This is a genomic window from Mesorhizobium sp. ES1-6 (genome assembly GCF_020164775.1).
Taxonomy (GTDB): domain Bacteria; phylum Pseudomonadota; class Alphaproteobacteria; order Rhizobiales; family Rhizobiaceae; genus Mesorhizobium.
Genome location: NZ_JAIUGU010000003.1, coordinates 328,294 through 349,520, shown reverse-complemented (window position 1 = coordinate 349,520; position 21,227 = coordinate 328,294). Strand labels below are relative to the sequence as shown.

Sequence of the window (21,227 nt, the reverse complement as noted above, 5' to 3'; positions counted from 1 at the left end):
ACACGCCCGTATCGGGCGCCATGTCTGCATGTTTCCGATGCTCGTGCAAATGACAAGCGTCGCGCCGCCAGCCTCGGAAATGATCCGCTCACATCCCGGTCAGATCGCTCATCAGGCCCGACGCAACCGACAGCCGCGACACGGTGATGTCGCCGCCTTCGGTCAGCGCCTGCAGTCGCTCGCGGATACGCCCCACCCGGTCGCCGCCGGCTTCGAGCCAGGCCGCCACCGGATCGGCCGCCTTGGCCTGGCCGGTGAGCGCGGCGACCGCGATGCCGCGCCGAGCCGCGCCGATCGTGTCGGTAGCGCGGGACAGTGCGAGCTGGTCATAATAGTCCGAAGGCGTGATCGAGCGCGCCGCGTCCTCGACACGCGGGATGCGGAAGGCGTCGCTGACGGCGAAGAACGCCTTTGCGGCCGCGACGATATCGGCACCGGCGGTGCGCGCCGTCAGCGCGATGTCGGGAATGAGTTCCGCCACCTCGCTCAGCGCCAGCTGCTCGGCCAGCTTTTCCGGGGCGCCGGCCTTGAACAGGCCGTGCCGCTTCTCCTCGATCCGCTCGCGCGAGAAGGCGGGCAGCAGCGATACCAGTTTGGGCTCCAGCGCCTTGCGCGCGTCCTGCAGTTCGGCGATGCGCTGGCCGAGGGCCGCGGTGCCGGCGTCGTTCTTCAGATACCAGCCGCTGGTCACATAGATAAGCCGGCTCACCATCTGATAGAGATCGAGCTGCACCTGGCCGTCGATCTGGTTGTCGAGCGCGTCGATCTCGCGATAGAGCGCCGGCAGCCCAAAGCCGTCGCGCACCACGGCGAAGGTGCGCACCACGTCGGCGGCGGTGCGGCCCGTGGCCTCCTGCAGCCGGTTGACGAAGGACGGGCCGCCACGATTGACCAGATCGTTGGCCACGACACGGGCAATGATCTCGCGGCGCAGCCGGTGGCCATGGATTTCGGCGACGTATTTCTTCGCCATCCGGTCCGGGAAATAGCCCATGAGATCGCGGTCGAAATGCGCATCGTCCGGCACGTCGCTGGCGACGATGTCGGAGAACAGCACGATCTTGGCATAGGCGAGCAGCACGCCGAGTTCGGCCCGGGTCAGCGGCTCGCCGCGCGCCTCGCGCTCGGCAAGGGCCGCCGGTGACGGCAGCGTCTCGACCACGCGGTCGAGCAGGCCGCGCGCTTCGAGCGCCGACATGAAACGGCTTTGATGCGCGATGTCGGCCAGGCCGCGCTTGCGAGCGATCGAAAGCGCCAGCGTCTGCTGATAATTGTTGGACAGCACCAGGCCGCCAACCTCGTCGGTCATCTCGGCCAGCAGCTTGTTGCGTGCCGGGCGCGTCAGCGAACCCTTGCGCATGGCCGATGCCAGCGCGATCTTGATGTTGACCTCGACGTCGGAGCAGTTGACGCCGCCCGAATTGTCGATGGCATCGGAATTGCAACGGCCGCCATTCATGCCGAACTCGATGCGTGCCCGCTGCGTGACGCCGAGATTGGCGCCCTCGCCGATCACCTTGGCGCGCACGTCGAGCGCGGTGATGCGGATGGCATCGTTGGCGCGATCGCCGACCTCGGCATTGGTCTCGGTCGATGCCCTGAGATAGGTGCCGATGCCGCCGAACCACAAAAGGTCGACCGGCGCCTTGAGGATGGCCGTCATGATCTCGACCGGCGTGGCGGTCGTCTTGGCGAGGCCGATCGCAGCGGCGGCGGCAGCCGGCAAGGTGATCGACTTCTGGCTGCGCGAGACGATGACGCCGCCTTCCGACAGCTTGGTCTTGTCATAGTCCTGCCAGCTCGAACGCGGCAGCGCGAACATGCGTTCGCGCTCGGCCATCGAGGCAGCCATGTCAGGATCGGGATCGATGAAAATGTCGCGATGGTCGAAGGCGGCGATCAGCCGCGTCTTCGGCGACAACAGCATGCCGTTGCCGAACACGTCGCCCGACATGTCGCCGACGCCGACCACTGTGAAGGACGACGTCTGGATGTCGCGGTTCATCTCGCGGAAATGCCGCTTGACCGCTTCCCAGGCGCCCTTGGCGGTGATGCCCATCTTCTTGTGGTCATAGCCGGCCGAGCCGCCGCTGGCGAAGGCATCGTCGAGCCAGAAGCCATGCTTCTCCGAGATGGCGTTGGCGGTATCGGAGAAGGTCGCCGTGCCCTTGTCGGCGGCGACCACGAAATAGGGATCGTCCTGGTCGCGGCGCACGACGCCGGCGGGCGGGATGACACCGTCCAGGCCGATATTGTCGGTGATCGACAACAGGCTGGAAACGAAGTTCTTGTAGGCCGAGGTGCCGACCTCGAAGATCGCGTCGCGGCTGCCGCCCACCGGCAGCTTCTTGGGATAGAAGCCGCCCTTGGCGCCGACCGGCACGATGACGGCATTCTTGACCTGCTGCGCCTTGACCAGGCCGAGCACCTCGGTGCGGTAGTCCTGGGCACGGTCCGACCAGCGCAGGCCGCCGCGCGCCACCGGGCCGAAGCGCAGATGCAGGCCTTCGACCTCGGAACCGTAGACGAAAATCTCCCGCCATGGCCGCGGCGCCGGCAATCCCTCGACCGCCTGCGACTCGAGCTTGATTGCCAGTGACTGGCCTTTCGCTTTCGTATCGGCAACGAAATGATTGGTGCGCAGCGAGGCTTCGATGAGGTTCAGGTAGCGCCGGATGATCGTGTCATCGTCGATGTTGGGGACATCTTCCAGCGCATCCTTGATCTTGGCCTTGAGGTGCTTTGCCGCTACCACACCTTCGCCTTCAGCCGTCGGGCCAAGCCGGGCGATGAACAGCGCATGCAAGCCGCGCGCGATGTCAGGATAGCGGTTGAGCGCCGCGGCAATAAAATCCTGGCTTTGCGGAATGCCGACCTGCTGCAGATAGCGGCCATAGGCGCGCAGGATGGTGATTTCGCCGGACCACAGGCCGGCTGTCTGGGCAAGACCATTATAGCCGTCATTGTCGACGTCGCCGCGCCAGACAGACAGGAAAGCATCCTCGAACAATGCACCGCCATCGGCGAGGTCGATCGGCTTGCCGTAGCTGTTTTCCAGCTCCATGTCGTGGATGAAGACCATGCCGGACTGCTCGTCGCCGACCTCGAAAGTCCGCTCGCTGATGACGCGGAAGCCGATATTCTCCAGCACCGGCACGCGCCGTGACAGCGCCACCGGGCTGCCATGGTGATAGATCTTCAGCGCCGCCTGGTGCGGCTTCTGCTCGGCATGGCGGTAATAGTCGATGGCGATAGGATTGCCGGCGCTGATCTTGGCGATGCGTCCGGCATCGGCGAGCGCCACACCGGCGCTGAACGAATCCCGGTAGCTTTCCGGCAGCCGCGCGGCGATCGCCTTCAACGCCGGGTCGCTGCCGCTGGCTTCCGCCGCATCGGCAAGGGCATCTTCCCAGGTACGCACGATGTCGCGGATCGCCGCCTCGATCGTTGCCTGCTCGACCTTCGGCGTCTTGCCGCCGGAGCGGCCGATGATGAAATGCACGCGCGCCAGCCCGCCTTCAGGAAAGGCCGGGTAATAGGCCGACAGCCGGCCCTCGAACACGGTTTTCAGATAGGTGCCGATCTTCTCGCGCACGACGCTGTCATAGCGGTCGCGCGGCACGAAGACGAGGATCGACACGAACCGATCGAACTGGTCGGCGCGCACCAGCGCCCGCACGCGCGGCCGTTCGACCAGGCCGAGAATGGCCGCGGCATGCTTGCGCAGGATCGGCACCGGCACCTGGAAAAGCTCGTCGCGCGGATAGCTTTCCAGCACGTTGATCAGCGCCTTGCCGGAATGGTCGTGCCGGTCGAAGCCCGACTTGGCGATGATGGTTTCGGCCTTGGACCTGAGATACGGGATCTTCATCACCGAGCGCGTGTAGGCGGTCGAGGTGAACAGGCCGACGATGCGCAATTCCCCCGCCAGCGCGCCCTTGGCGGTGTAGGTCTTGACGCCGATGTAATCGAGATAGATGCGCCGGTGCACCAGCGACTTGGCATTGGCCTTGGTGACGATCAGCGGCTCCGGTCCATGCAGGAAAGCACGGATTTCAGGCGTCGTCGTTACGGCCTCGGTACCGCGCCTCAGGACAAGCACGTCGGGATCGGACAGGATGCCGAGGCCGGGTTTTTCGGCGCGCTCCAGATTGCCGCTTTCCTCGCCACCCGTATATTTGAATTCGCGCATGCCGAGGAAGGTGAAATTGTCGTCGCGCAGCCACTCCAGGAAGGCGATGGCCTCGGCGACGCTCTTCTTGTCGAGCGGCACCGCGGAATAGCGGAATTCGGAGATCGCCTGATCGAGCCGCGCCAGCATCGGCCGCCAGTCGTTGACCGCGGCGTGGACCTGGCCGAGCATCTTGCGCAGCCGCTCGGCCAAGCCGGTTGCCTGCTCGGGCGTCAGCCGGGGAATGTGGACGTGGATGACGCTCAGCCGGTCGTGGCTGCCATCGTCCTTGGCGAAATTGCCGTCGCCGAGGATTTCGTCCACCCCCGTTTTGCCATGGCGAACAGTGATCACCGGATGGGTGACCAGGGTCGGCTCACCGGATGTTTCGGTAACTTCGCCGAGGATGGAATCGAACAGGAACGGCATATTGTCGTTGACGACCGTGATGACCGTCACCGGGCGGCCTTCGCGGACGACGCCCGAATCGGCCTCGACGGCGACGACGCACTCCCCCTTTTTGTGGGCCGCGACCGCCTGGCCGGCGAGATCGGCGGCGCGTTCGAGGTCGGCGGCGTCGTAGGCGGCGATATCCTCCGCCGGTGCGCGGGCGAGCAGGTAGTCGGCAAGTCTGGCCGGCCTGTCCTCCGTCTTCGCCGCGACGGCCTTCTTCTTCGACTTAGCTGCGGACTTCACGCTGGCCATGACGCTTCTTCCCTCCCGTCGCATGCTTTTGCGACTATGGTAGCAGATGACCGCTGTTTGGCGACAAAGGTTTGACGGCTTGCCGAGAATTATCGGAATTCGGCGGCAAGGCGTCGCGTGACGAGGAGGAATGATCCATGACCGGCAAAATCACCGCGCTTGACCTGGGTTCGGAAGAGTTGAGCGAGGCGACAAAAGCCTATTTCGCCAAATGCGAGGAAAAGCTCGGCCTCGTCCCCAATGTGCTCAAGGCCTATGCCTTCGACGACAAGAAACTGCGCGCCTTCACCGACATGTACAATGATCTGATGCTGGGCGAATCCGGATTGTCGAAGCTGGAACGCGAGATGATCGCGGTCGCCGTCTCCTCGATCAACCATTGCTACTATTGCCTGACCGCTCATGGCGCGGCGGTGCGCCAGCTCTCGGGCGACCCCATGCTTGGCGAGATGATGGTGATGAACTTCCGCGCCGCCGACCTCTCACCCAAGCAAACGGCGATGCTCGAATTCGCCGTCAAGCTGACGCAAGAGCCGGCCAGGATCGTCGAGGCCGACCGCGCGGCGCTGCGCCAGGCCGGCTTCAGCGACCGCGACATCTGGGACATCGCCTCGACGGCGGCCTTCTTCAACATGTCGAACCGCGTCGCGGCGGCAATCGACATGCGCCCGAACGACGAATACCACGCCATGGCGCGATAGGGCCACGCGCGCTCCACCATCGGGCCTGTTTCTCATCAAGCGTTGACAGGCGAATGCAGCCAGCTAGTTTTCTGGGAAACAAAATTTCCGAGGGGTGAAACTTCGTGCCCGAGGCTGACGCTTCGTGAATGGGAGCCCTTATGCCTGAGCGAATTGCCAAACCCCGGATTTTCCTCTGCGCCCTGACCGTGACGTTGGCGCTCGCAGCGCCAGCCGCCCACGCCTTCGAGGCGGCGACCACCTACCAGCCCATTTTCGAGACGGCGGCGGCCAAGACAGTCACGCTGACCGGTCGTGACCTGACCGTCGACCAGGTCATCGACATCGCCCGCAACGGCGCCAAGGTCGAGCTAAGTCCCGAGGCCCTGCAGCGTTCGGCTGATGCCTATGGTCTGCTGCTCGAAGGGGCCGCCGAAGGCGTCACGATCTACTGGTTCAACCGTGGCGCCGGCGATCAGCGCGAAACGGTGATCTTTTCGGGCGACCCGACGACGCCGGAAAACACCAAGCTGCTCAAGGAACAGCAGCTCGCCCGCTTCAAGGGCGGCGTCAACCGGGGTTACGGGCCGGAATTGCAGGAAGAAGCGCTGGTGCGCGCGATCATGGCGATCCGCGCCAACACCATGTCCTACGAAGCAGCCAGCCCGCAGCTGACGCATATGCTTGTCGACATGCTGAACAAGCGGGTGACGCCGGTGGTGCAATCGCGCGGCACGCTCGGCGAAGGCGACCTCGCGACACTCGGCAATATCGGCGCGGCCATGGTCGGCGAAGGCGAAGCCTATCTCGACGGCACACGAATGCCCGCCTCCCAGGCCCTCTCCCAGGCCGGCCTGAAACCGCTCGAACCGTTCGCCGCCGACCAAGCCGCGCTGATCAGCACCAACGCCTATGCACAGGCGCAGGCGGTGCTCTTGCTGGAGGACGCGCGAAAGCTGCTGGAATGGACCGACCTCAGCTACGCCATGGGGCTGAACGGCATGAATTCCAGCGTGACGCCGATTTCGGTGCCGGTGCAATCCATGCGGCCTTACCCCTGGCTGACATGGGACGCGGCGAGGATCATGGACATGATCAAGGGCAGCTATCTCTTCGACGACGATCCGGCCCGCATCATCCAGGACCCGGAAAGCATGCGCGCCTCCAGCCAGCGCCAGGGCTCGGCCTGGCAGGCCTGGGCGGATCTGCGTCAATCCGTGCTGCTTTCCATCAATTCGTCGGATCACAATCCGGCCGTGTTGCCCGGCCTGACGCCGCAGAGTTCGCCGGAGCTGAGCACGCCGCAATTCATGAAATATTACATCAAGGGCGGGCCACTGAGTAACGGCAAGTCAGGCTATATCTTCTCCAACGCCAACTGGGATCCTTATCCCATGGCCAATCAGGTCGAGGCTTTCACCATTTCGCTCACCAATCTCGGCGTCGCGGTGGCGCAGCGCATCGAGCGCTTCCGCAACCCCTTCTTCACCGTGGTCAAGCCGGCCGATGTGCTGAAGCCCGAAGAGCTCAAGGACATCCCGACCTTCGACGGCTATCTGCCGACCGATCTCTGGCAGGAATTGGCCGACCTCGGCACGCCGGTGACACCGAACGGCCAGGCAATCGTTGCCACCGTCGAGGACCTCGAAGCGCAAACCCGCATCAAGACGCAGCGCGCCCGCGAGGCGGTCGATGTCTCCTTTCACCTCGTGGCGCAGGACCTGCTGACGGCAAGCTATTGGATGGAAATCCGCAAGGCGCAGAACCCGCAGCGGAAATTCGGCGACGCGCCAACCGCCGCGCTTGAGGCGCTGCGCCAGGTGATCCCCTGGCATCAGGCGGCATCGGAACGGCAAAAGCGGCCGCTCGGCATGGTCGCCTACGATTTCATGCAGGAGAATCCGGCCTCGAAATTCTATTCCGGCGGACCGCCAGCGCAGCCCGCCGCCATGCCGGCGGCTGGGGTCTTGCCGAGATAGGCCTCAGCGCGCCGCGATGGCCGCCGCGGCTCCGGCCATCGTCGTGGCGCTGATGCGGTTGGCGATCTTCATGGCGCGCTGGCTCTTCAACAGTTTGCGCGCCTGCGAGGCGGCGAGCACCCAGGCGAGATCGATGGCGATCAGCACCACCGCCATCGTCGCCGTCAGTTCGACCCAGCCGACGAGGCTGACCGAAGCGAGGTCGATGATGGCCGGCAGCAGCGCCAGATAGAACATCATGATCTTGGGATTGCCGAGCGTGACGGCCATGCCGGCGAAGAACAGCTTGCCGGCCGAATCTTCACGCGGCATCTCGCCCTCCTTGGCGTCGACAGGCGCCGTCCACATCTTCCAGGCAAGGTAGGCGAGATAGGCGACGCCAGCCCATTTCACGATGACGAAAGCAAGATGAAAGGTCTGCGCCACCACGGCGAGCCCGAACACCGCCAGCGACAGCCAGATGCCTTCGCCGATCCACATGGCGAGCAGGAACGGGAACACATCGCGGAAGCCCTTGGAGATGACGCGCGCGACGAGCGCAGCGATCGATGGACCGGGCGAGCCGGCGGCCACGAACAAGGCGGCGGCGAAGATCAGCAGCGAGGTCAGGTGCATTGCGGTGTGCCTCTGTCTGGACAGACTTTGAAGTCCGACATTAGCGCAAGCGATCGAGCCGTGGTAGCGCCGACAAAAAGACGCTTGCCGGTCCGGCGTCACGCCGATAGAACGGCCGCCGCGAAACAATTCCGAGCTTCACTTTGCCTCAGTAACCGCCGGTCTCGTCAACTCCCCCGACACCTGCATGGCGCCGCGTCAGCGGTGCCTGTTTCGTTTCATGTGTTCCTCTGGGCGGCGGTTCGAGACCGGTTTGGCATTGCTGGACCGCTGTCGCTCGGCTTTGCGCCAACGGCACCTGACCTCACGATCTCCGCAGCCACCCGCCACGCCGCGCCCGCAAGGGCATCTCGACATCGCCGACCTGATGAACTTCCCGACGGGAAGGGCTTACCGGCATGTCTTCCATCCTGCGCGTCCACTGGACGATCGCGCCTGAAATCGCACCACGCCCGCAGATCAACTGCAATCGATGCGGCGGCTTGAAAGCCTATCGCTGCAGCGGGAAATTCCGCGTCAACGCCAACGGCAAGCGCATCGACGTCTGGCTGATCTATCGTTGCGTCGACTGCGACAATTCGTGGAATTTCGGCATTTTCGAGCGCTGCAACCGCCGCGACATCGAGCCGGCGCTGCTCGCGGCGCTCGAAAGCAACGATCCAGGTCTGGCACGTCGCCATGCCTTCGACATCGTCGCCCTGCGCAACCAGGTTGGACGCGTCGAGGAATTCGCCGATGCCGCCGTGCGCAAACAGGTGATCGGCGAGACGAAGCAAGGCGCGACGGCGCTGGAACTCCGGCTCGGTCTGGAAGTGCCGGTATCGCTAAGGCTCGACCGCTTGCTGGCCAGCGAACTCGGCATCTCGCGGTCGCGACTCCAGGCGCTGGAGGGACGACAACTGCTGCTCGTTGATCCCGAGGGGAGCAAAGCCCTTCGCAAGCCTGTCCGCGAGGGAACGACGATCCGCGTCGATCTTGCCGGCGAACCGGATCGGCAGGCCATCATCCTGGCCGCTGGCGGATAAAAAAGGGGCGAGGCACCGATGTGCCCGCCCCTCTGTCAGTTCCGTAAAATGAAAAAATTACGCCGCGCCGACCGCCTTGGACGACTTCTCGAAGCGCTTGCGCTCGTTGGGGTCGAGATAGAGTTTGCGCAGGCGAATGGTCTTCGGCGTCACCTCGACCAGCTCGTCGTCCTGGATCCAGGCCAGCGCGCGTTCCAGCGTCATGCGGATCGGCGGGGTGAGCTTGACCGCCTCGTCCTTGCCGGCGGCGCGGATGTTGGTCAGCTTCTTGCCCTTCAGCACGTTGACTTCGAGGTCGTTGTCCCTGGAGTGAATGCCGATGATCATGCCCTGATAGACCTTGACGCCCGGATCGATGACCATCGGGCCACGGTCTTCCAGGTTCCACATGGCGTAGGCGACCGACTCGCCCTGCTCGTTGGAGATCAGGACGCCGTTGGTGCGGCCGGGCAGCTCGCCCTTGTAGGGCTCGTAGGCATGGAACAGCCGGTTCATCACGGCGGTGCCGCGCGTGTCGGTCAACAGTTCCGACTGGTAGCCGATCAGGCCGCGCGTCGGCGCGTGGAAGACGATGCGCTGGCGGTTGCCACCCGAGGGCCGCAGTTCGACCATCTCGGCCTTGCGCTCCGACATCTTCTGCACGACGACGCCTGCATGCTCCTCGTCGACGTCGATGACGACTTCCTCGACCGGCTCCAGCAATTCGCCGTTCTCGCCCTTCTGCATGACGACGCGCGGACGCGAGACGGCGATCTCGAAGCCTTCGCGGCGCATGGTCTCGATCAGCACGGCGAGCTGCAATTCGCCACGGCCCGAAACGAAGAACGAATCCTTGTCAGGCGATTCCTCGATCTTGAGCGCGACATTGCCTTCGGCCTCGCGCAGCAGGCGGTCACGAATGACGCGGCTGGTCACCTTGTCCCCTTCGGTGCCGGCGAGCGGGCTGTCGTTGACGAGGAACGACATCGTCACCGTCGGCGGGTCGATCGGCTGCGCATGCAGCGCCTCGGTCACCGCCAGGTCGCAAAACGTGTCGGCGACGGTGCCTTTCGACAGGCCGGCAATGGCAACGATGTCGCCCGCCTGCGCTTCTTCGATCGGCTGGCGCTCGAGGCCACGGAAAGCGAGGATCTTCGAAATGCGACCGGTTTCAATCTGGGTGCCGTCATTGTGCAGCACCTTGACCGCCTGGTTGGACTTCAGCGTGCCGCTCTCGATGCGGCCGGTGATGATGCGGCCAAGGAACGGGTTAGCCTCCAGGATGGTGCCAATCATGCGGAACGGGCCGGGATGCACGGTCGGCGCCGGGACATGCTTGATGACGAGATCGAACAGCGGCGCGAGTTGCTGGTCCTTGGGGCCCTCGGGGTTTTCCGACACCCAGCCGTCGCGGCCAGAACCGTAGAGGATCGGGAAGTCGAGCTGCTCGTCGGTGGCGTCGAGCGCGGCGAACAGGTCGAACACCTCGTTGACCACTTCGACATGGCGCGCGTCGGGCCGGTCGATCTTGTTGATGACGACGATCGGCTTCAGGCCGACCTTAAGCGCCTTGCCGACGACGAACTTGGTCTGCGGCATCGGCCCTTCGGCCGCGTCGACCAGCACGATGGCCGAATCCACCATCGACAGGATGCGCTCGACCTCACCGCCGAAATCGGCGTGGCCGGGGGTGTCGACGATGTTGATGCGGGTGTCCTTCCAGTCGACCGAGGTCGCCTTGGCAAGAATGGTGATGCCGCGTTCTTTTTCGAGGTCGTTGGAATCCATGGCGCGCTCGGCGACGCGCTGGTTGTCGCGGAAGGAGCCGGACTGCTTCAAAAGCTGGTCGACCAGGGTGGTCTTTCCATGGTCGACGTGCGCGATGATCGCGATATTACGGAGGTTCATGATTCTGGTCTCGGAAGCGTTGCAGGCAGCAGGCCAAGGGCGCTGCCTCTTTCGGTTGCGCGGCTCATACAGGGTTTTTCGCAGTTGCGAAAGGGGACGCGCGACACCAAATACTCATCAAATCTTAACGGTCTCGGTGTGAAATGATTTTGTTAACCAAGGCGGGAACCTTTCGAGGCCCGGACAGTTCGAACGTCATGACCGATAAACTCAACCGTTTTTGGCCGCTTATCGCGTCCGCCGCTTTCGCCATGCTGCTGGCGGCCAACGCCGCGCAGTCGGCGGCGACGCTGAAGGAAGCGCGCTCTCTCCTGCCGCCTGAGGCGCCTTCCGCGCAACAGGCCTTCGCCGACGCGCCCGATGGCGTCGACCCGATGGTGACCGGCCCGGTCAGCACCGCCTTCAAGCAGAAACAGGCCAGCGCCAATTGCGATGCGGCGGTTTGGCCCAACATTCCGATGGTCTGCTACCCGGATTGATGGTTTGGGCAGCCGGCAAAGCTGCCAATCTCACCCCTCGTGGAGAGAACGCCAATTCCCCTGCCGCCTCAAGCCGCCTGCGGTTCAGGATCGAAAGCCGGCCGGCTCGTATTGATCAGTAGCGAAATACAGGCGGCGGCGATCGCCGTCATGCCGGCAATCAGGAACGCCAGTTCGTAATTGCCCTGCAGTTCGCGCATCGTGCCGCCGAAGGCCGCGGCGGTGGCGGCACCCACCTGATGGCCGGCGACGATCCAGCCGAACACGATCGGCCCGCTGCGGTCGCCGAAGGCTTCGTTGGCGAGCCTGAGCGTCGGCGGTACGGTGGCGATCCAGTCGAGCCCGTAGAGCACGGCGAAGATGATCAGGCTGGTTGCCGAGAAGCCGGAATAGGGCAGGTAGATCAGCGACAGGCCACGGATGGCATAATAGACGCCGAGCAGCTTGCGCGGGTCGAAGCGGTCGGTGAGCCAGCCCGACAGCGTGGTGCCGATCAGGTCGAAAATGCCCATCATCGACAGCAGGCCGGCCGCCTGCACCTCGCCGATGCCCATATCGCCGCAGAACGCGATCAGATGCGTGCCGACAAGGCCATTGGTGGTGAAGCCGCAGACGAAGAAGGTGGCGAACAGGTACCAGAACACCCTTGTCCCGGCGGCGCGGCGCAACGTGTTGAGCGTATGCGCCAGGAAGTTGCCTTGTGACGCGGGCGAAGTCGGCGGCACATCATCCGCCTCCGCGCCATAACGCACCATGCCGATCGAGGCCGGGCGCTCCGGCACCAGCAGCCAGACAAAAGGGATCAACGCCGCGGTGGCGATGGCGACAGTGATGACGACAGGCTGCCAGCCGCCTGCCTGGGCAAGGGAGGCGATCAGCGGCAGGAAAATCAGCATGCCGGTGGCGCTGGAGGCCGACATCAGCCCCATGACAAGGCCGCGATTGGTCTTGAACCAGCGGTTGACGATGGTTGCGCCCAGCACGCTGGCGACGGCGCCGGATCCGATGCCGGAAAAAACGCCCCAGGTGATGAACAGATGCCAGGGCTTGGTCATGAGCAGGCTGAGCGCGGTTGAAGCCGACATCACCACCAGCGACGCTAGCAGCGTGCGGCGCAGCCCGATGCGTTCCATGAGCGCGGCGGCGAACGGACCGGTCAGCCCGTAGAGCAGGATACCGACGCCCGCGGCCAGCGAAATGACGTCGCGCCGCCAGCCGAAGCTGTTTTCCAACGGCAGCATCATGACCGACGGCGCGGAGCGCAGGCCAGCCGCGATCAGCAGGCAGAGGAAGATTACGCCCACCACGACGAAAGCGTAGCGCTGGCCAAAGGGACGGGATTGAGCTATCATGTTACTGACCGGTACGTTGCAAGGTGGGGGTATGTATACGTACCGATCGGTAACATTGTCAATCGAGTCCCATGATGCCAGCCGACAAAAATATTGAACTGACCATCAGCGGCCGTCATGCATCGGCGCCACCTAAGGCCGCCAAGAAGATCCTCGACGTGGCCTATGACCTGTTCTACCGGCGAGGCATCAGGGCGATCGGCGTCGACGAGATCGTGAAGCGGGCCGGCGTCACCAAGCCGAGCCTCTATCGCAGCTTTCCTTCCAAGGACGAACTGGCCGCTTCTTACCTCAGGCAATACGACCACGAGTACTGGGAGCGGTTCGACGAGGCCGTTGCCGCCCATCCCGGCGATCCCCGCGCACAGATCATCGCTTTCCTGACTCGCGTCGGCAAGCGGACGCAGAAACCGGACTATCGCGGCTGCGGCATGACCAATGCGGCCGTTGAATATCCCGAGCGTGGCCATCCGGCTCGCCTGGTGAGCGAGGACAACAAACAGGAACTGCGCCGCCGGCTGCGTGCCATGGCGGCCGCGATGGGCGCGCAGGACCCCGACACGCTGGGCGACGGGCTGCTGCTGCTCATCGAAGGCGCCTATATCAGCGGCCAGCTGTTCGGCCTCGGTGGCCCCGCGCAGTCGGTCGCCCGCAACGCCGACCTGCTGATCGAAGCCAGCTTGAAGAAATAGCGATTGGCGGTACGCTGTTCCGGCCCGAACCGGAGGTGTCCGTCATGCGTGCCGTTCTGATCCCGCTTGCCCTCGCCGGTCTCTGCCAAGCAGCCCATGCCGGCGACATTTCCAGCGCCTACACCGACCTCGACTGGACGAAGGACTGCGTGACCTACGCGCAGGCCGAAGGCGACGGCGAGTGGGCCGATCTCGCTTGCTCAGGCTATCGCGGCTATCCCGTGCTGATCGCCTATGATGATGCCCGTGAATCGCTGTTTTACGGTTTTCCACCCGGCGGCGACATGACATCCGTCTGGGAGAGCTTCTCAGACTTCAGTTCTTCGGGCGCCAGGATCGAATGGCGCATCGAAACGACCCGCGACAGGGCCGTTCCGTTCGCTGTCATCCATCGCCGCACGGTCAGCAATCCGGAGGATGACAAAAAGTCGACGGATGTGCTGCTTGTCGCCAAGGTCGGCCAGATGGATGGGCGGGAAAGCTGCACGGTCGGCCTTGTCCTGGCCACCGGCAACCCGCAAGCCAACGATCAGGCGCGAAAACTCGCCGACGAAAAGGCGCGCACCTTTGCCTGCGGCAAGGACCGGCACACAGCCATCGGCAATGTGCCTGCCTTTGGGAGGGTGGATAACTGAGCACCAGTAACTTCGTCGTCCACGGGCGGAGCAAGGAGCGACGCGGCGCAGAATTCTGCGCCGCCCCGCACTGCACCTGGGCGTCACGGCATGGATACCAGGGTCTACGCGACGCCGCTTCGCGGCTGCTCCGCCCTGGTATGACGAAGCTGAGAGGCTTCTCCAACCCTTCCGGCCGTGCAAGGTAAAGGGTCCGTAGGGTCCAAGCGTCGCCTACTTGCTCGCCTTCGCCCGTTCAACCGCGTCGATGATCATCTTCTTGGCGTATTTGGAATCGTGCCAGCCTTCGATCTTGACCCATTTGCCGGGTTCGAGATCCTTGTAGTGCTCGAAGAAGTGCTGCACCTGCTGGCGCGTGATGTCGGGCAGCTGCGTGTATTCGGTGACGTTCTCGTAGCGCAGCGTCAGCTTCGGCGACGGCACGGCGATGATCTTTTCATCCTGGCCGGCATTGTCTTCCATGATCAGCACGCCGATCGGCCGCACATTGATGACGCAGCCCGGCACCAGCGCGCGCGTGTTGCAGACCAGCACGTCGATCGGGTCGCCGTCCCCCGACAGCGTGTGCGGCACGAAGCCGTAATTGCCGGGGTAGCGCATCGAGGTGTGCAGGAAGCGGTCGACGAACAGCGTGCCGGCCTCCTTGTCCATCTCGTACTTGATCGGCTCGCCGCCGATCGGCACCTCGATGATGACGTTGACGTCCTCAGGCGGATTCTTTCCAGTGGCTATGGCTTCGATGCGCATGGCTTTTGTCCCTCTCTCGATTGGCAGGAGATAGCGGGCGGCGCAAAATGGTGCAATGCGGCGAATGGCGCTCACATGCATCGGGAGCGACGCGAGTGCCTTCGACGCGTTCAATCATCGGCACAAGATATTTCAGCGGCGTGATTTGCGTGAGCCCGGGACTGCGCCTTGCGCGATCGCCCCGGCAGTCATTCCCAGATGAAGGCGACCTTCTTCAGAGCCTTCTGCTCGAAGATCTCGACACCCTCGGCGATATCGCGGCCGCCGGCCCCTGCGTAGAAGGCGAGCGCGTTCTGGTTGTCTTCCAGCGCCCACACCACCATGCCCTTCAGCCCATGATCGGCAAGCCGCGCCCTGGCCGCCGAAAACAGCCGCCTGCCGAGACCGATGCCCTGATATTCCGGGCGCAGGTACAGTTCGTAGATCTCGCCCTGCTGCTTGAGCTCCTTGGCGCGGTTCTTGCCGATCGTCGCATAGCCGGCAATCGTGCCGCCGATCTCGACGACCAGCACGGTGGCCGCGCGGCGGATGGCATTCGCCCACCAGTCGGCTCCCCGGCGGTTGATCATCGACGTCAGCGTGCGGTGCGGAATGATGCCGGAATAGGCGCCGCGCCAAGCTTCCAGGTGCACTTCGGCGATGGCGCCGGCATCGCGCGGGTCTGCCTTCCGAATGTCGATCGTCAGCGTATTCATGATTTGTTAACCATAAACCCGCATCGGGCGATTGCAAGAGTCCGGGCGCCCCGCCAACCGCTTTCTCACAGCCGATCCTGACATTGCAGACATTGCCCAAAGCCTGCCTGAAAACGCGTTAAGCCGAGGCGGATGGCGTGGCTTTCGAGAACCGAAGCGCAGCGGACTTTTAGGTCCGTGAGCTCAGTTCTACTGCGACGCAGTAGAACGGGGAAGCACAGAAAGCCGCGTCAGGCGGCCGGCTGAGTAGCGTTTGCAGGCAGGCTTTTCAGATTTCGACCAGATGGTCGTCCAGCTCGTTGGTATCACCCGAGGTGACCGGGAAATGCTCGGCCAGCACCGCCCCGACCTGTCCGATCGCCTTGACGAAGCCGTCGGCGAGCCGGTCGTCCCCGGCATGGGCGGTGAGATCGCGCACCACGCCGTCCCAGACATGTTGGCCGACCTTGGCGTCGATGCCCGAATCGGCGACCACCTCGGCATAGCGCTCGGCGATCGAGACGAAGATCAGCACGCCGGTGCGCGCCGTTGTGCGGTGGACGTTGCGGGCCAGGAACTGCTTGACCGCATTGGCGTGCGCCGCCTGATAGCGCAGCCGGCGCGGCACCATGTGGATGCGCAAGCCGGGCAGCGCCCACAGCAGGGCAAGCACGCAGGCCAGCGCCAGGAGCTCGGCGATGACGAAATGCGGCAGCCGGATGGTGAGCCACCAGGCTTCCAGCCCATAGGCGACGGCAAGGCTGACGATCAGCATGCCGAGCGTCGCCATCAGCGCGGCGGGAGCGAAATAGCCGTCGCTGGCATGCGCCACGACGCAATAGATCTCACCGTCGGTTTGCGCTTCGGCGGCGCGGATCGCGGCGGCGATGCGCTCATGATCCTGCGGGCTGATCGGTCGTGTTGCCATGATCTTGTCTCACCAGCTTCCTGAAGAACCGCCACCGCCGGACGAGCCGCCGCCGCCCGAAAACCCGCCGCCGCTGCTCGACCCCGAGGACCACCCGCCGCCGCCAGACGACCAGCCGCCGCCAGACGATCCCGTCGTCCAGCCGCCGGTTCCGGATGATCCGCTCGGCCCCTGCCCGTAACGAAACGTCATGCCCAGCCATCTATACACGCCCGGCGACAGCTTCGTGCCGAACATCGGCGGCAGGAAGGCCATGGCCAGGCCACCGAAGAACATCGTCGCCCACAGGATCAGGAACACGGCGACGATCGGGTCCATGGGAGTGTTGCTGTCGGCGGGATTGCGGCGGCCGCGCGCTTCCAGCTCCTCCGGATTGCCTTCCAGCACCATGACCATGTCATCGACGGCCTTGGATATCCCGCCCGGGAAATCGCCGGCGCGGAACGCCGGCACCATGTCGTTCTCGATGATCAGCTTGGTATGCAGGTCGGTCAGCGTGCCTTCCAGACCATAGCCGATCTCGATGCGCATCTTGCGGTCGTTGGGCGCGACCAGCAGCAGGACGCCATTGTTCTCCTTGGCCTGGCCGAGCTTCCAGAAGCGGAACAACCGGTTGGCGTAGGGCTCGATCTCCTCGCCGCCGAGGCTCGGGATGGTGGCGACGACGATCTGGTCGGAACCCTTTGCCTCGAAATCCGCCAGCTTCTGCGTCAATGCCGCTTTCGTGTCGGCATCGATGATGCCGGCATTGTCGACCACCCGGCCGGTCAGCGCCGGGAGATCGGCGGCCAAGGCGGTGATCGTGGCAAGCAGCAGCGCCGCCAGGGTGATAAAGGCCAGGCGCAGTCGCGAAGCGAGTTGGCCGGGCATCGAAGGAACGGCAGCTATCACCATGCCTACCAGCTTCCCGAGGAGCCGCCGCCGCCGGACGAACCGCCGCCGCCCGAAAATCCGCCGCCGCCACCACCCGAAGACCAGCCGCCGCCGGAACTTCCGGACGACCAGCCGCCACCGGATGAGGACCGCCGATGGGGCTCGAAGGTCATGCCGAGCCAGCGATAGCGCCCGGGCCCCAGTTTCGGGCCGAAGATCGGGGGCAGGACCGAGGCCGCGATGCTGCCGAAGAAAATGATCGCCCAGATGCCGATGAAAATGGCGAAGAACAGGTCGTCGGAATTGAAGGGCGCCTGCTCGTTGCGCTTGCCGCGCGCCTCCAGCTCCTCCGGATTGCCCTCCAGCACCATGATCATGTCGTCGACGGCCTTGGAGATGCCGCCCGGGAAATCACCGGCGCGGAACGCCGGCACCATGTCGTTTTCGATGATCAGCTTGGTGTGCAGGTCGGTCAGCGTGCCTTCCAGCCCATAGCCGACCTCGATGCGCATCTTGCGGTCGTTGGGCGCGACGAGCAGCAGAACGCCATTGTTTTCCTTGGCCTGGCCGAGCTTCCAGAAGCGAAACAGACGGTTGGCGTAGGGTTCGATTTCCTCGCCATCGAGGCTGGGAATGGTGGCGACAACGATCTGGTCGGAGCCTTTTGCCTCGAAGTCGGCGAGTTTCTGGGTCAGCGCGGCACGGGTGCCGGCGTCGATGATGCCGGCATAGTCAACCACGCGGCCAGTCAGCGCGGGGAGATCGGCGGCGAAGGCGGTTAGGGGGAAAAGGAGGATGCCGGCAAGAAGGCCAAGAAAGGTAGCGTAGGCGCGAGGCCTCCCTCTCTGTCCTGCCGGACATCTCCCCCTCAAGGGGGGAGATTGGCGGCTTCGCTGCCGGCTCTCACTTTGAGAGGTTGAAAATTGGCCAAAGCCTGGACAACGGCTGATCTCCCCCCTTGAGGGGGAGATGTCCGGCAGGACAGAGGGGGGTGTTTGCACGCCAGCGGTCCGTCTTGTGGCAAAGAGACGCTCAGCCGATTTCGCGAATTACCCGCCCTGCTTCGTGCCGAAATCGACCTTCGGCGGCTGCATCTTGTCTTCGTCGACGGTGAAATTGGCGAAGGGCTCGTTGCTCCGGAACCAGAATGTCGCCCACAGCACCGACGGGAAGGTCTTCAGCGTCAGATTGTAGTCCTTGACCGCCTGGATGTAGTCGCGGCGGGCAACGGCGATCCGGTTTTCCGTGCCTTCGAGCTGTGCCTGCAGCGCCAGGAAGTTCTGGTTGGCCTTGAGGTCGGGATAGGCCTCCGACACCGCGATCAGCCGCGACAGCGCGCTGGTCAGCCCGGACTGGGCATCCTGGAACTTCTTCAGCGCTTCGGGATCCTTCAGCGTTTCCGGCGTCACCGTGATCTGCGTCGCCTTGGCGCGCGCCTCGACCACTGCGTCGAGCGTGTCCTTTTCATGCGAGGCATAGCCCTTCACCGTCTCGACCAGATTGGGGATGAGGTCGGCCCGGCGCTGATATTGGTTCAGCACCTCGCTCCATGCCGCCTTGGCGTTTTCTTCCGCCGTCGGGATGGTGTTGTAGCCGCAGCCGGCAAGCAGCGGCAGCACGATTGCCATCATCAGGAAGGCGGGCAGCGTGCGGAATGTCGACGGTCGGGCAAGGCGCTGGGCAAGCATGATGGGATCCCTCGATAGAAGTTGCATGCGAAGCATTACCACAATCGGCGCGCAAGAAAACGGCAACGGCGTGCCAGGAATACACCGCGCCTCGCAGGGCCCTGTGATTGGCCGCGCGAACGCGATAAGCTCCTGTGAAAACAGGACATCATCATGGCGCAACGCCAGGACAGCGACAGCGAATCGCGCCGTATCCTCGAGCGCGTCGCGCAGGAGACCGATCCGGCCGGCAACTCTTTCGTGGCGCGGACGACGAAAGGCGTGCGCGACCATGTCTCCGCCGTCGATGCCGACCGAACGGATCCGATCGAGGTCTGGGGCACGCGTATTGGCCGGATACTCGGCCTGCTTCTGGCGCTGGGCCTGATGGTCTGGCTCGTGCTTTTCCTCACCCGGGGCAGCTAGGAATCAAAAAACAATGAGCGCCGAAAAACCCGACGCGCCGCGCGCGGTCATCGTCATTTCCAGCCATGTCGCCCGTGGCTCCGTCGGCAACCGCGCCGCCGTCTTCGCGCTGGAGACGCTGGGGTTTCCGGTCTGGGCGGTGCCGACAATCATCCTGCCCTGGCATCCCGGCCATGGCCGCGCCACCCGCATCGTGCCGCCGCTCGACCAGTTCAAGGCGCTGATGGCCGATCTGGAGCGCGCGCCGTGGCTCGGTGAAGTGGGCGCGGTGCTCTCCGGTTACCTCGGCGAGGCCGGCCAGGCCGAGGCCGTCGCCTCGCTGGTTGCAGCGGTCAAGGCCAGGACGCCTGATGCCGTCTATATCTGCGATCCGGTGATGGGCGATTCCGGCGGCCTCTACGTGCCCGAGCCCACCGCCGCCGCCATGCGCGACCGGCTGATGCCGATCGCCGACATCGCTACCCCCAACCGCTATGAGCTGGAATGGATGGCGGGCGCGCCGCTGCCCGACCTCAAATCGGTGATCTCGGCCGCACTTCATGCCGGACCGTCGACCATGCTGGTCACCTCGGCACCGTCGATGATTTCAGGCGGCACCGGCAATTTGCTGCTCGACGGCACGCAGGCGCTGCTCGCCGAACACCGCCTGATCGACAAGCCGCCGAACGGTCTGGGCGACCTGACGGCGGCGGTCTACCTGGCGCGCATCCTCTCCGGCCAGCCGGCGATCAAGGCGCTGCAGTCGACCACGGCGGCGGTCTACGAGATCCTGGCGCGCACGGCCAAGCGCGGCGGCGATGAATTGCAGCTCGAAACCGATGCGCAAAGCCTGTCGCACCCGATGGCCATGGTGCAGTTGCGCCACCTCACGCATCCGGGGCGGGACCGCCGGGCGTGACCTCGGACGAGGTCGTGCTCGTCGGCGCCGATGGCTGCAAGGCCGGCTGGATTGCCGTGCGACGCAATCCGGGGATCGCGCCGTCGGTCGATGTCTTCCCCACATTCGCTGCCCTGCTGGCAACGATCCCCGATGACGCGATCGTCGCCGTCGACATGCCGATCGGCCTGCCGGAGTTGTCGCAAAAGGGCGGGCGCGGACCGGAAGCGCTGGTCCGCCCGCTGCTCGGCGCGCGCCAGTCCAGCGTCTTTTCGATCCCGTCCCGCGCCGCGCTCTATGCCGATACCAGCGGCTTCACCACCGTCGAAGCCTGGTACGCCGCGCATCGCCAGGCGAGCGACGTGGCCAAGGCCACATCCGATCCACCGCGCGGCGTTTCCATCCAGGCTTTCGGGATCTTTTCCAAGATCCGTGAGATAGACGCGTTGCTGATCGCGCAGCCCGATTTGCGGCGCCGCGTCTTCGAATCGCATCCGGAAGTCGCCTTCTGTCGCCTGAACGGCGATCAGGCTATGTCGCTGCCGAAGAAGTTCAAAGGCGCGGTCAACCCGGCAGGCATGGCGGAGCGCAGGGCACTGCTTTGCCGGCACGGCTATGACATGGATTTCCTCGACCAACCGCCGCCCCGTGGTGCGGCCGCCGACGATTTCCTCGATGCGGCCGCGATGGCGCTGATCGCCGGCCGCATCGCCAGCGGCGAAGCAAAACCGTTTCCCGACCCGCCGCTCGCTGACGGTTTTGGCATACCCGTCGCCATCTGGGCGTGACAATGTCCGCAGGCAACCCGCTTCGGC

Annotated in this window: 19 protein-coding genes; 9 read left to right on the top strand and 10 right to left on the bottom strand. The window is 64.4% G+C overall.

Translation table 11 applies throughout. The annotated features are described in order from the left end of the window. Nucleotides 1–88 precede the first annotated feature (88 nt). Nucleotides 89–4,876 carry an NAD-glutamate dehydrogenase gene (locus tag LB564_RS10500; RefSeq protein WP_224537355.1) on the bottom strand — a complete coding sequence of 1,596 codons (4,788 nt, stop codon included), beginning with the start codon at nucleotides 4,874–4,876 and terminating at the stop codon, nucleotides 89–91. Nucleotides 4,877–5,013: 137 nt separating this feature from the next. Here LB564_RS10500 and LB564_RS10495 point away from each other — a divergent pair, with 137 nt between their 5' ends. Continuing rightward, entirely contained in the window at nucleotides 5,014–5,577 is a 564-nt protein-coding gene (locus LB564_RS10495) for a peroxidase-related enzyme (protein ID WP_224537353.1), read from the top strand. A 140-nt stretch (nucleotides 5,578–5,717) separates the two neighbouring features. Further along, nucleotides 5,718–7,535 carry an aromatic amino acid ammonia-lyase gene (locus LB564_RS10490; protein ID WP_224537351.1) on the top strand — a complete coding sequence of 606 codons (1,818 nt, stop codon included), beginning with the start codon at nucleotides 5,718–5,720 and terminating at the stop codon, nucleotides 7,533–7,535. A 3-nt stretch (nucleotides 7,536–7,538) separates the two neighbouring features. Here the strand turns inward: LB564_RS10490 and LB564_RS10485 are convergent, their stop codons facing one another. Further along, nucleotides 7,539–8,150, bottom strand: a complete 612-nt coding sequence (locus LB564_RS10485) for a LysE family translocator (RefSeq protein ID WP_224537348.1) — start codon at nucleotides 8,148–8,150, stop codon at nucleotides 7,539–7,541. A gap of 398 nt (nucleotides 8,151–8,548) precedes the next feature. Here LB564_RS10485 and LB564_RS10480 point away from each other — a divergent pair, with 398 nt between their 5' ends. After that, nucleotides 8,549–9,175, top strand: coding sequence for a DUF1062 domain-containing protein (locus LB564_RS10480; RefSeq protein ID WP_224537346.1), 627 nt, complete (start codon nucleotides 8,549–8,551; stop codon nucleotides 9,173–9,175). 57 nt (nucleotides 9,176–9,232) lie between these two features. Here LB564_RS10480 and typA read toward each other — a convergent pair whose 3' ends face one another. Next, nucleotides 9,233–11,062, bottom strand: coding sequence for a translational GTPase TypA (gene typA, locus LB564_RS10475; RefSeq protein ID WP_027145159.1), 1,830 nt, complete (start codon nucleotides 11,060–11,062; stop codon nucleotides 9,233–9,235). Between the two features lie 197 nt (nucleotides 11,063–11,259). Here typA and LB564_RS10470 point away from each other — a divergent pair, with 197 nt between their 5' ends. After that, entirely contained in the window at nucleotides 11,260–11,541 is a 282-nt protein-coding gene (locus tag LB564_RS10470) for a hypothetical protein (RefSeq protein WP_224537344.1), read from the top strand. A gap of 68 nt (nucleotides 11,542–11,609) precedes the next feature. Here the strand turns inward: LB564_RS10470 and LB564_RS10465 are convergent, their stop codons facing one another. Further along, complete coding sequence (locus LB564_RS10465) at nucleotides 11,610–12,893, bottom strand: MFS transporter (protein ID WP_224537343.1); 1,284 nt, start codon at nucleotides 12,891–12,893, stop codon at nucleotides 11,610–11,612. A gap of 74 nt (nucleotides 12,894–12,967) precedes the next feature. Between LB564_RS10465 and LB564_RS10460 the strand changes: the two genes are divergently transcribed. Both LB564_RS10460 and LB564_RS10455 read left to right on the top strand, forming a co-directional pair. After that, complete coding sequence (locus LB564_RS10460; protein ID WP_224537340.1) at nucleotides 12,968–13,585, top strand: TetR/AcrR family transcriptional regulator; 618 nt, start codon at nucleotides 12,968–12,970, stop codon at nucleotides 13,583–13,585. 44 nt (nucleotides 13,586–13,629) lie between these two features. Beyond that, entirely contained in the window at nucleotides 13,630–14,220 is a 591-nt protein-coding gene (locus tag LB564_RS10455; RefSeq protein ID WP_224537339.1) for a hypothetical protein, read from the top strand. 213 nt (nucleotides 14,221–14,433) lie between these two features. Here the strand turns inward: LB564_RS10455 and ppa are convergent, their stop codons facing one another. The 6 genes from ppa to LB564_RS10425 all read right to left on the bottom strand — a co-directional run bounded on the left by ppa (nucleotide 14,434) and on the right by LB564_RS10425 (nucleotide 19,130). Beyond that, nucleotides 14,434–14,967 carry an inorganic diphosphatase gene (gene ppa, locus LB564_RS10450; RefSeq protein ID WP_140702635.1) on the bottom strand — a complete coding sequence of 178 codons (534 nt, stop codon included), beginning with the start codon at nucleotides 14,965–14,967 and terminating at the stop codon, nucleotides 14,434–14,436. 188 nt (nucleotides 14,968–15,155) lie between these two features. After that, nucleotides 15,156–15,662 (bottom strand): GNAT family N-acetyltransferase, encoded by a 507-nt coding sequence (locus LB564_RS10445; protein WP_224537337.1) that lies wholly within the window; start codon nucleotides 15,660–15,662, stop codon nucleotides 15,156–15,158. 268 nt (nucleotides 15,663–15,930) lie between these two features. After that, nucleotides 15,931–16,569, bottom strand: a complete 639-nt coding sequence (locus LB564_RS10440) for a TPM domain-containing protein (RefSeq protein ID WP_140702638.1) — start codon at nucleotides 16,567–16,569, stop codon at nucleotides 15,931–15,933. A gap of 9 nt (nucleotides 16,570–16,578) precedes the next feature. Continuing rightward, complete coding sequence (locus LB564_RS10435; protein WP_411910149.1) at nucleotides 16,579–17,439, bottom strand: TPM domain-containing protein; 861 nt, start codon at nucleotides 17,437–17,439, stop codon at nucleotides 16,579–16,581. Nucleotides 17,440–17,465: 26 nt separating this feature from the next. Beyond that, nucleotides 17,466–18,314, bottom strand: coding sequence for a TPM domain-containing protein (locus LB564_RS10430; RefSeq protein ID WP_224537333.1), 849 nt, complete (start codon nucleotides 18,312–18,314; stop codon nucleotides 17,466–17,468). Nucleotides 18,315–18,491: 177 nt separating this feature from the next. Further along, nucleotides 18,492–19,130, bottom strand: coding sequence for a LemA family protein (locus LB564_RS10425; protein ID WP_140702643.1), 639 nt, complete (start codon nucleotides 19,128–19,130; stop codon nucleotides 18,492–18,494). A 153-nt stretch (nucleotides 19,131–19,283) separates the two neighbouring features. Between LB564_RS10425 and LB564_RS10420 the strand changes: the two genes are divergently transcribed. Genes LB564_RS10420 through LB564_RS10410 form a run of 3 tightly spaced genes read left to right on the top strand, consistent with a single transcriptional unit; the run spans nucleotide 19,284 to nucleotide 21,200 of the window. Next, a complete protein-coding gene (locus LB564_RS10420) occupies nucleotides 19,284–19,535 on the top strand; it encodes a hypothetical protein (protein WP_140702644.1) in 252 nt (83 codons plus the stop codon). A 13-nt stretch (nucleotides 19,536–19,548) separates the two neighbouring features. After that, nucleotides 19,549–20,433 carry a pyridoxal kinase PdxY gene (pdxY, locus tag LB564_RS10415; protein WP_224537331.1) on the top strand — a complete coding sequence of 295 codons (885 nt, stop codon included), beginning with the start codon at nucleotides 19,549–19,551 and terminating at the stop codon, nucleotides 20,431–20,433. Beyond that, nucleotides 20,430–21,200 carry a DUF429 domain-containing protein gene (locus tag LB564_RS10410; RefSeq protein ID WP_224537329.1) on the top strand — a complete coding sequence of 257 codons (771 nt, stop codon included), beginning with the start codon at nucleotides 20,430–20,432 and terminating at the stop codon, nucleotides 21,198–21,200. Before pdxY ends, LB564_RS10410 begins: the two co-directional genes overlap by 4 nt. Nucleotides 21,201–21,227 lie beyond the last annotated feature (27 nt).

Excerpts from the sequence above, each read along its gene's own strand:
- LB564_RS10495 (WP_224537353.1), top strand. The coding sequence starts at position 5,014 with ATGACCGGCAAAATCACCGCGCTTGACCTGGGTTCGGAAGAGTTGAGC.
- LB564_RS10420 (WP_140702644.1), top strand. The coding sequence starts at position 19,284 with ATGGCGCAACGCCAGGACAGCGACAGCGAATCGCGCCGTATCCTCGAG.
- LB564_RS10480 (WP_224537346.1), top strand. The coding sequence starts at position 8,549 with ATGTCTTCCATCCTGCGCGTCCACTGGACGATCGCGCCTGAAATCGCA.
- LB564_RS10440 (WP_140702638.1), bottom strand. The coding sequence starts at position 16,569 with ATGGCAACACGACCGATCAGCCCGCAGGATCATGAGCGCATCGCCGCC.
- LB564_RS10460 (WP_224537340.1), top strand. The coding sequence starts at position 12,968 with ATGCCAGCCGACAAAAATATTGAACTGACCATCAGCGGCCGTCATGCA.
- LB564_RS10470 (WP_224537344.1), top strand. The coding sequence starts at position 11,260 with ATGACCGATAAACTCAACCGTTTTTGGCCGCTTATCGCGTCCGCCGCT.
- LB564_RS10425 (WP_140702643.1), bottom strand. The coding sequence starts at position 19,130 with ATGCTTGCCCAGCGCCTTGCCCGACCGTCGACATTCCGCACGCTGCCC.
- LB564_RS10500 (WP_224537355.1), bottom strand. The coding sequence starts at position 4,876 with ATGGCCAGCGTGAAGTCCGCAGCTAAGTCGAAGAAGAAGGCCGTCGCG.
- pdxY (WP_224537331.1), top strand. The coding sequence starts at position 19,549 with ATGAGCGCCGAAAAACCCGACGCGCCGCGCGCGGTCATCGTCATTTCC.
- ppa (WP_140702635.1), bottom strand. The coding sequence starts at position 14,967 with ATGCGCATCGAAGCCATAGCCACTGGAAAGAATCCGCCTGAGGACGTC.
- typA (WP_027145159.1), bottom strand. The coding sequence starts at position 11,062 with ATGAACCTCCGTAATATCGCGATCATCGCGCACGTCGACCATGGAAAG.
- LB564_RS10445 (WP_224537337.1), bottom strand. The coding sequence starts at position 15,662 with ATGAATACGCTGACGATCGACATTCGGAAGGCAGACCCGCGCGATGCC.
- LB564_RS10435 (WP_411910149.1), bottom strand. The coding sequence starts at position 17,439 with ATGCCCGGCCAACTCGCTTCGCGACTGCGCCTGGCCTTTATCACCCTG.
- LB564_RS10485 (WP_224537348.1), bottom strand. The coding sequence starts at position 8,150 with ATGCACCTGACCTCGCTGCTGATCTTCGCCGCCGCCTTGTTCGTGGCC.
- LB564_RS10490 (WP_224537351.1), top strand. The coding sequence starts at position 5,718 with ATGCCTGAGCGAATTGCCAAACCCCGGATTTTCCTCTGCGCCCTGACC.
- LB564_RS10465 (WP_224537343.1), bottom strand. The coding sequence starts at position 12,893 with ATGATAGCTCAATCCCGTCCCTTTGGCCAGCGCTACGCTTTCGTCGTG.
- LB564_RS10455 (WP_224537339.1), top strand. The coding sequence starts at position 13,630 with ATGCGTGCCGTTCTGATCCCGCTTGCCCTCGCCGGTCTCTGCCAAGCA.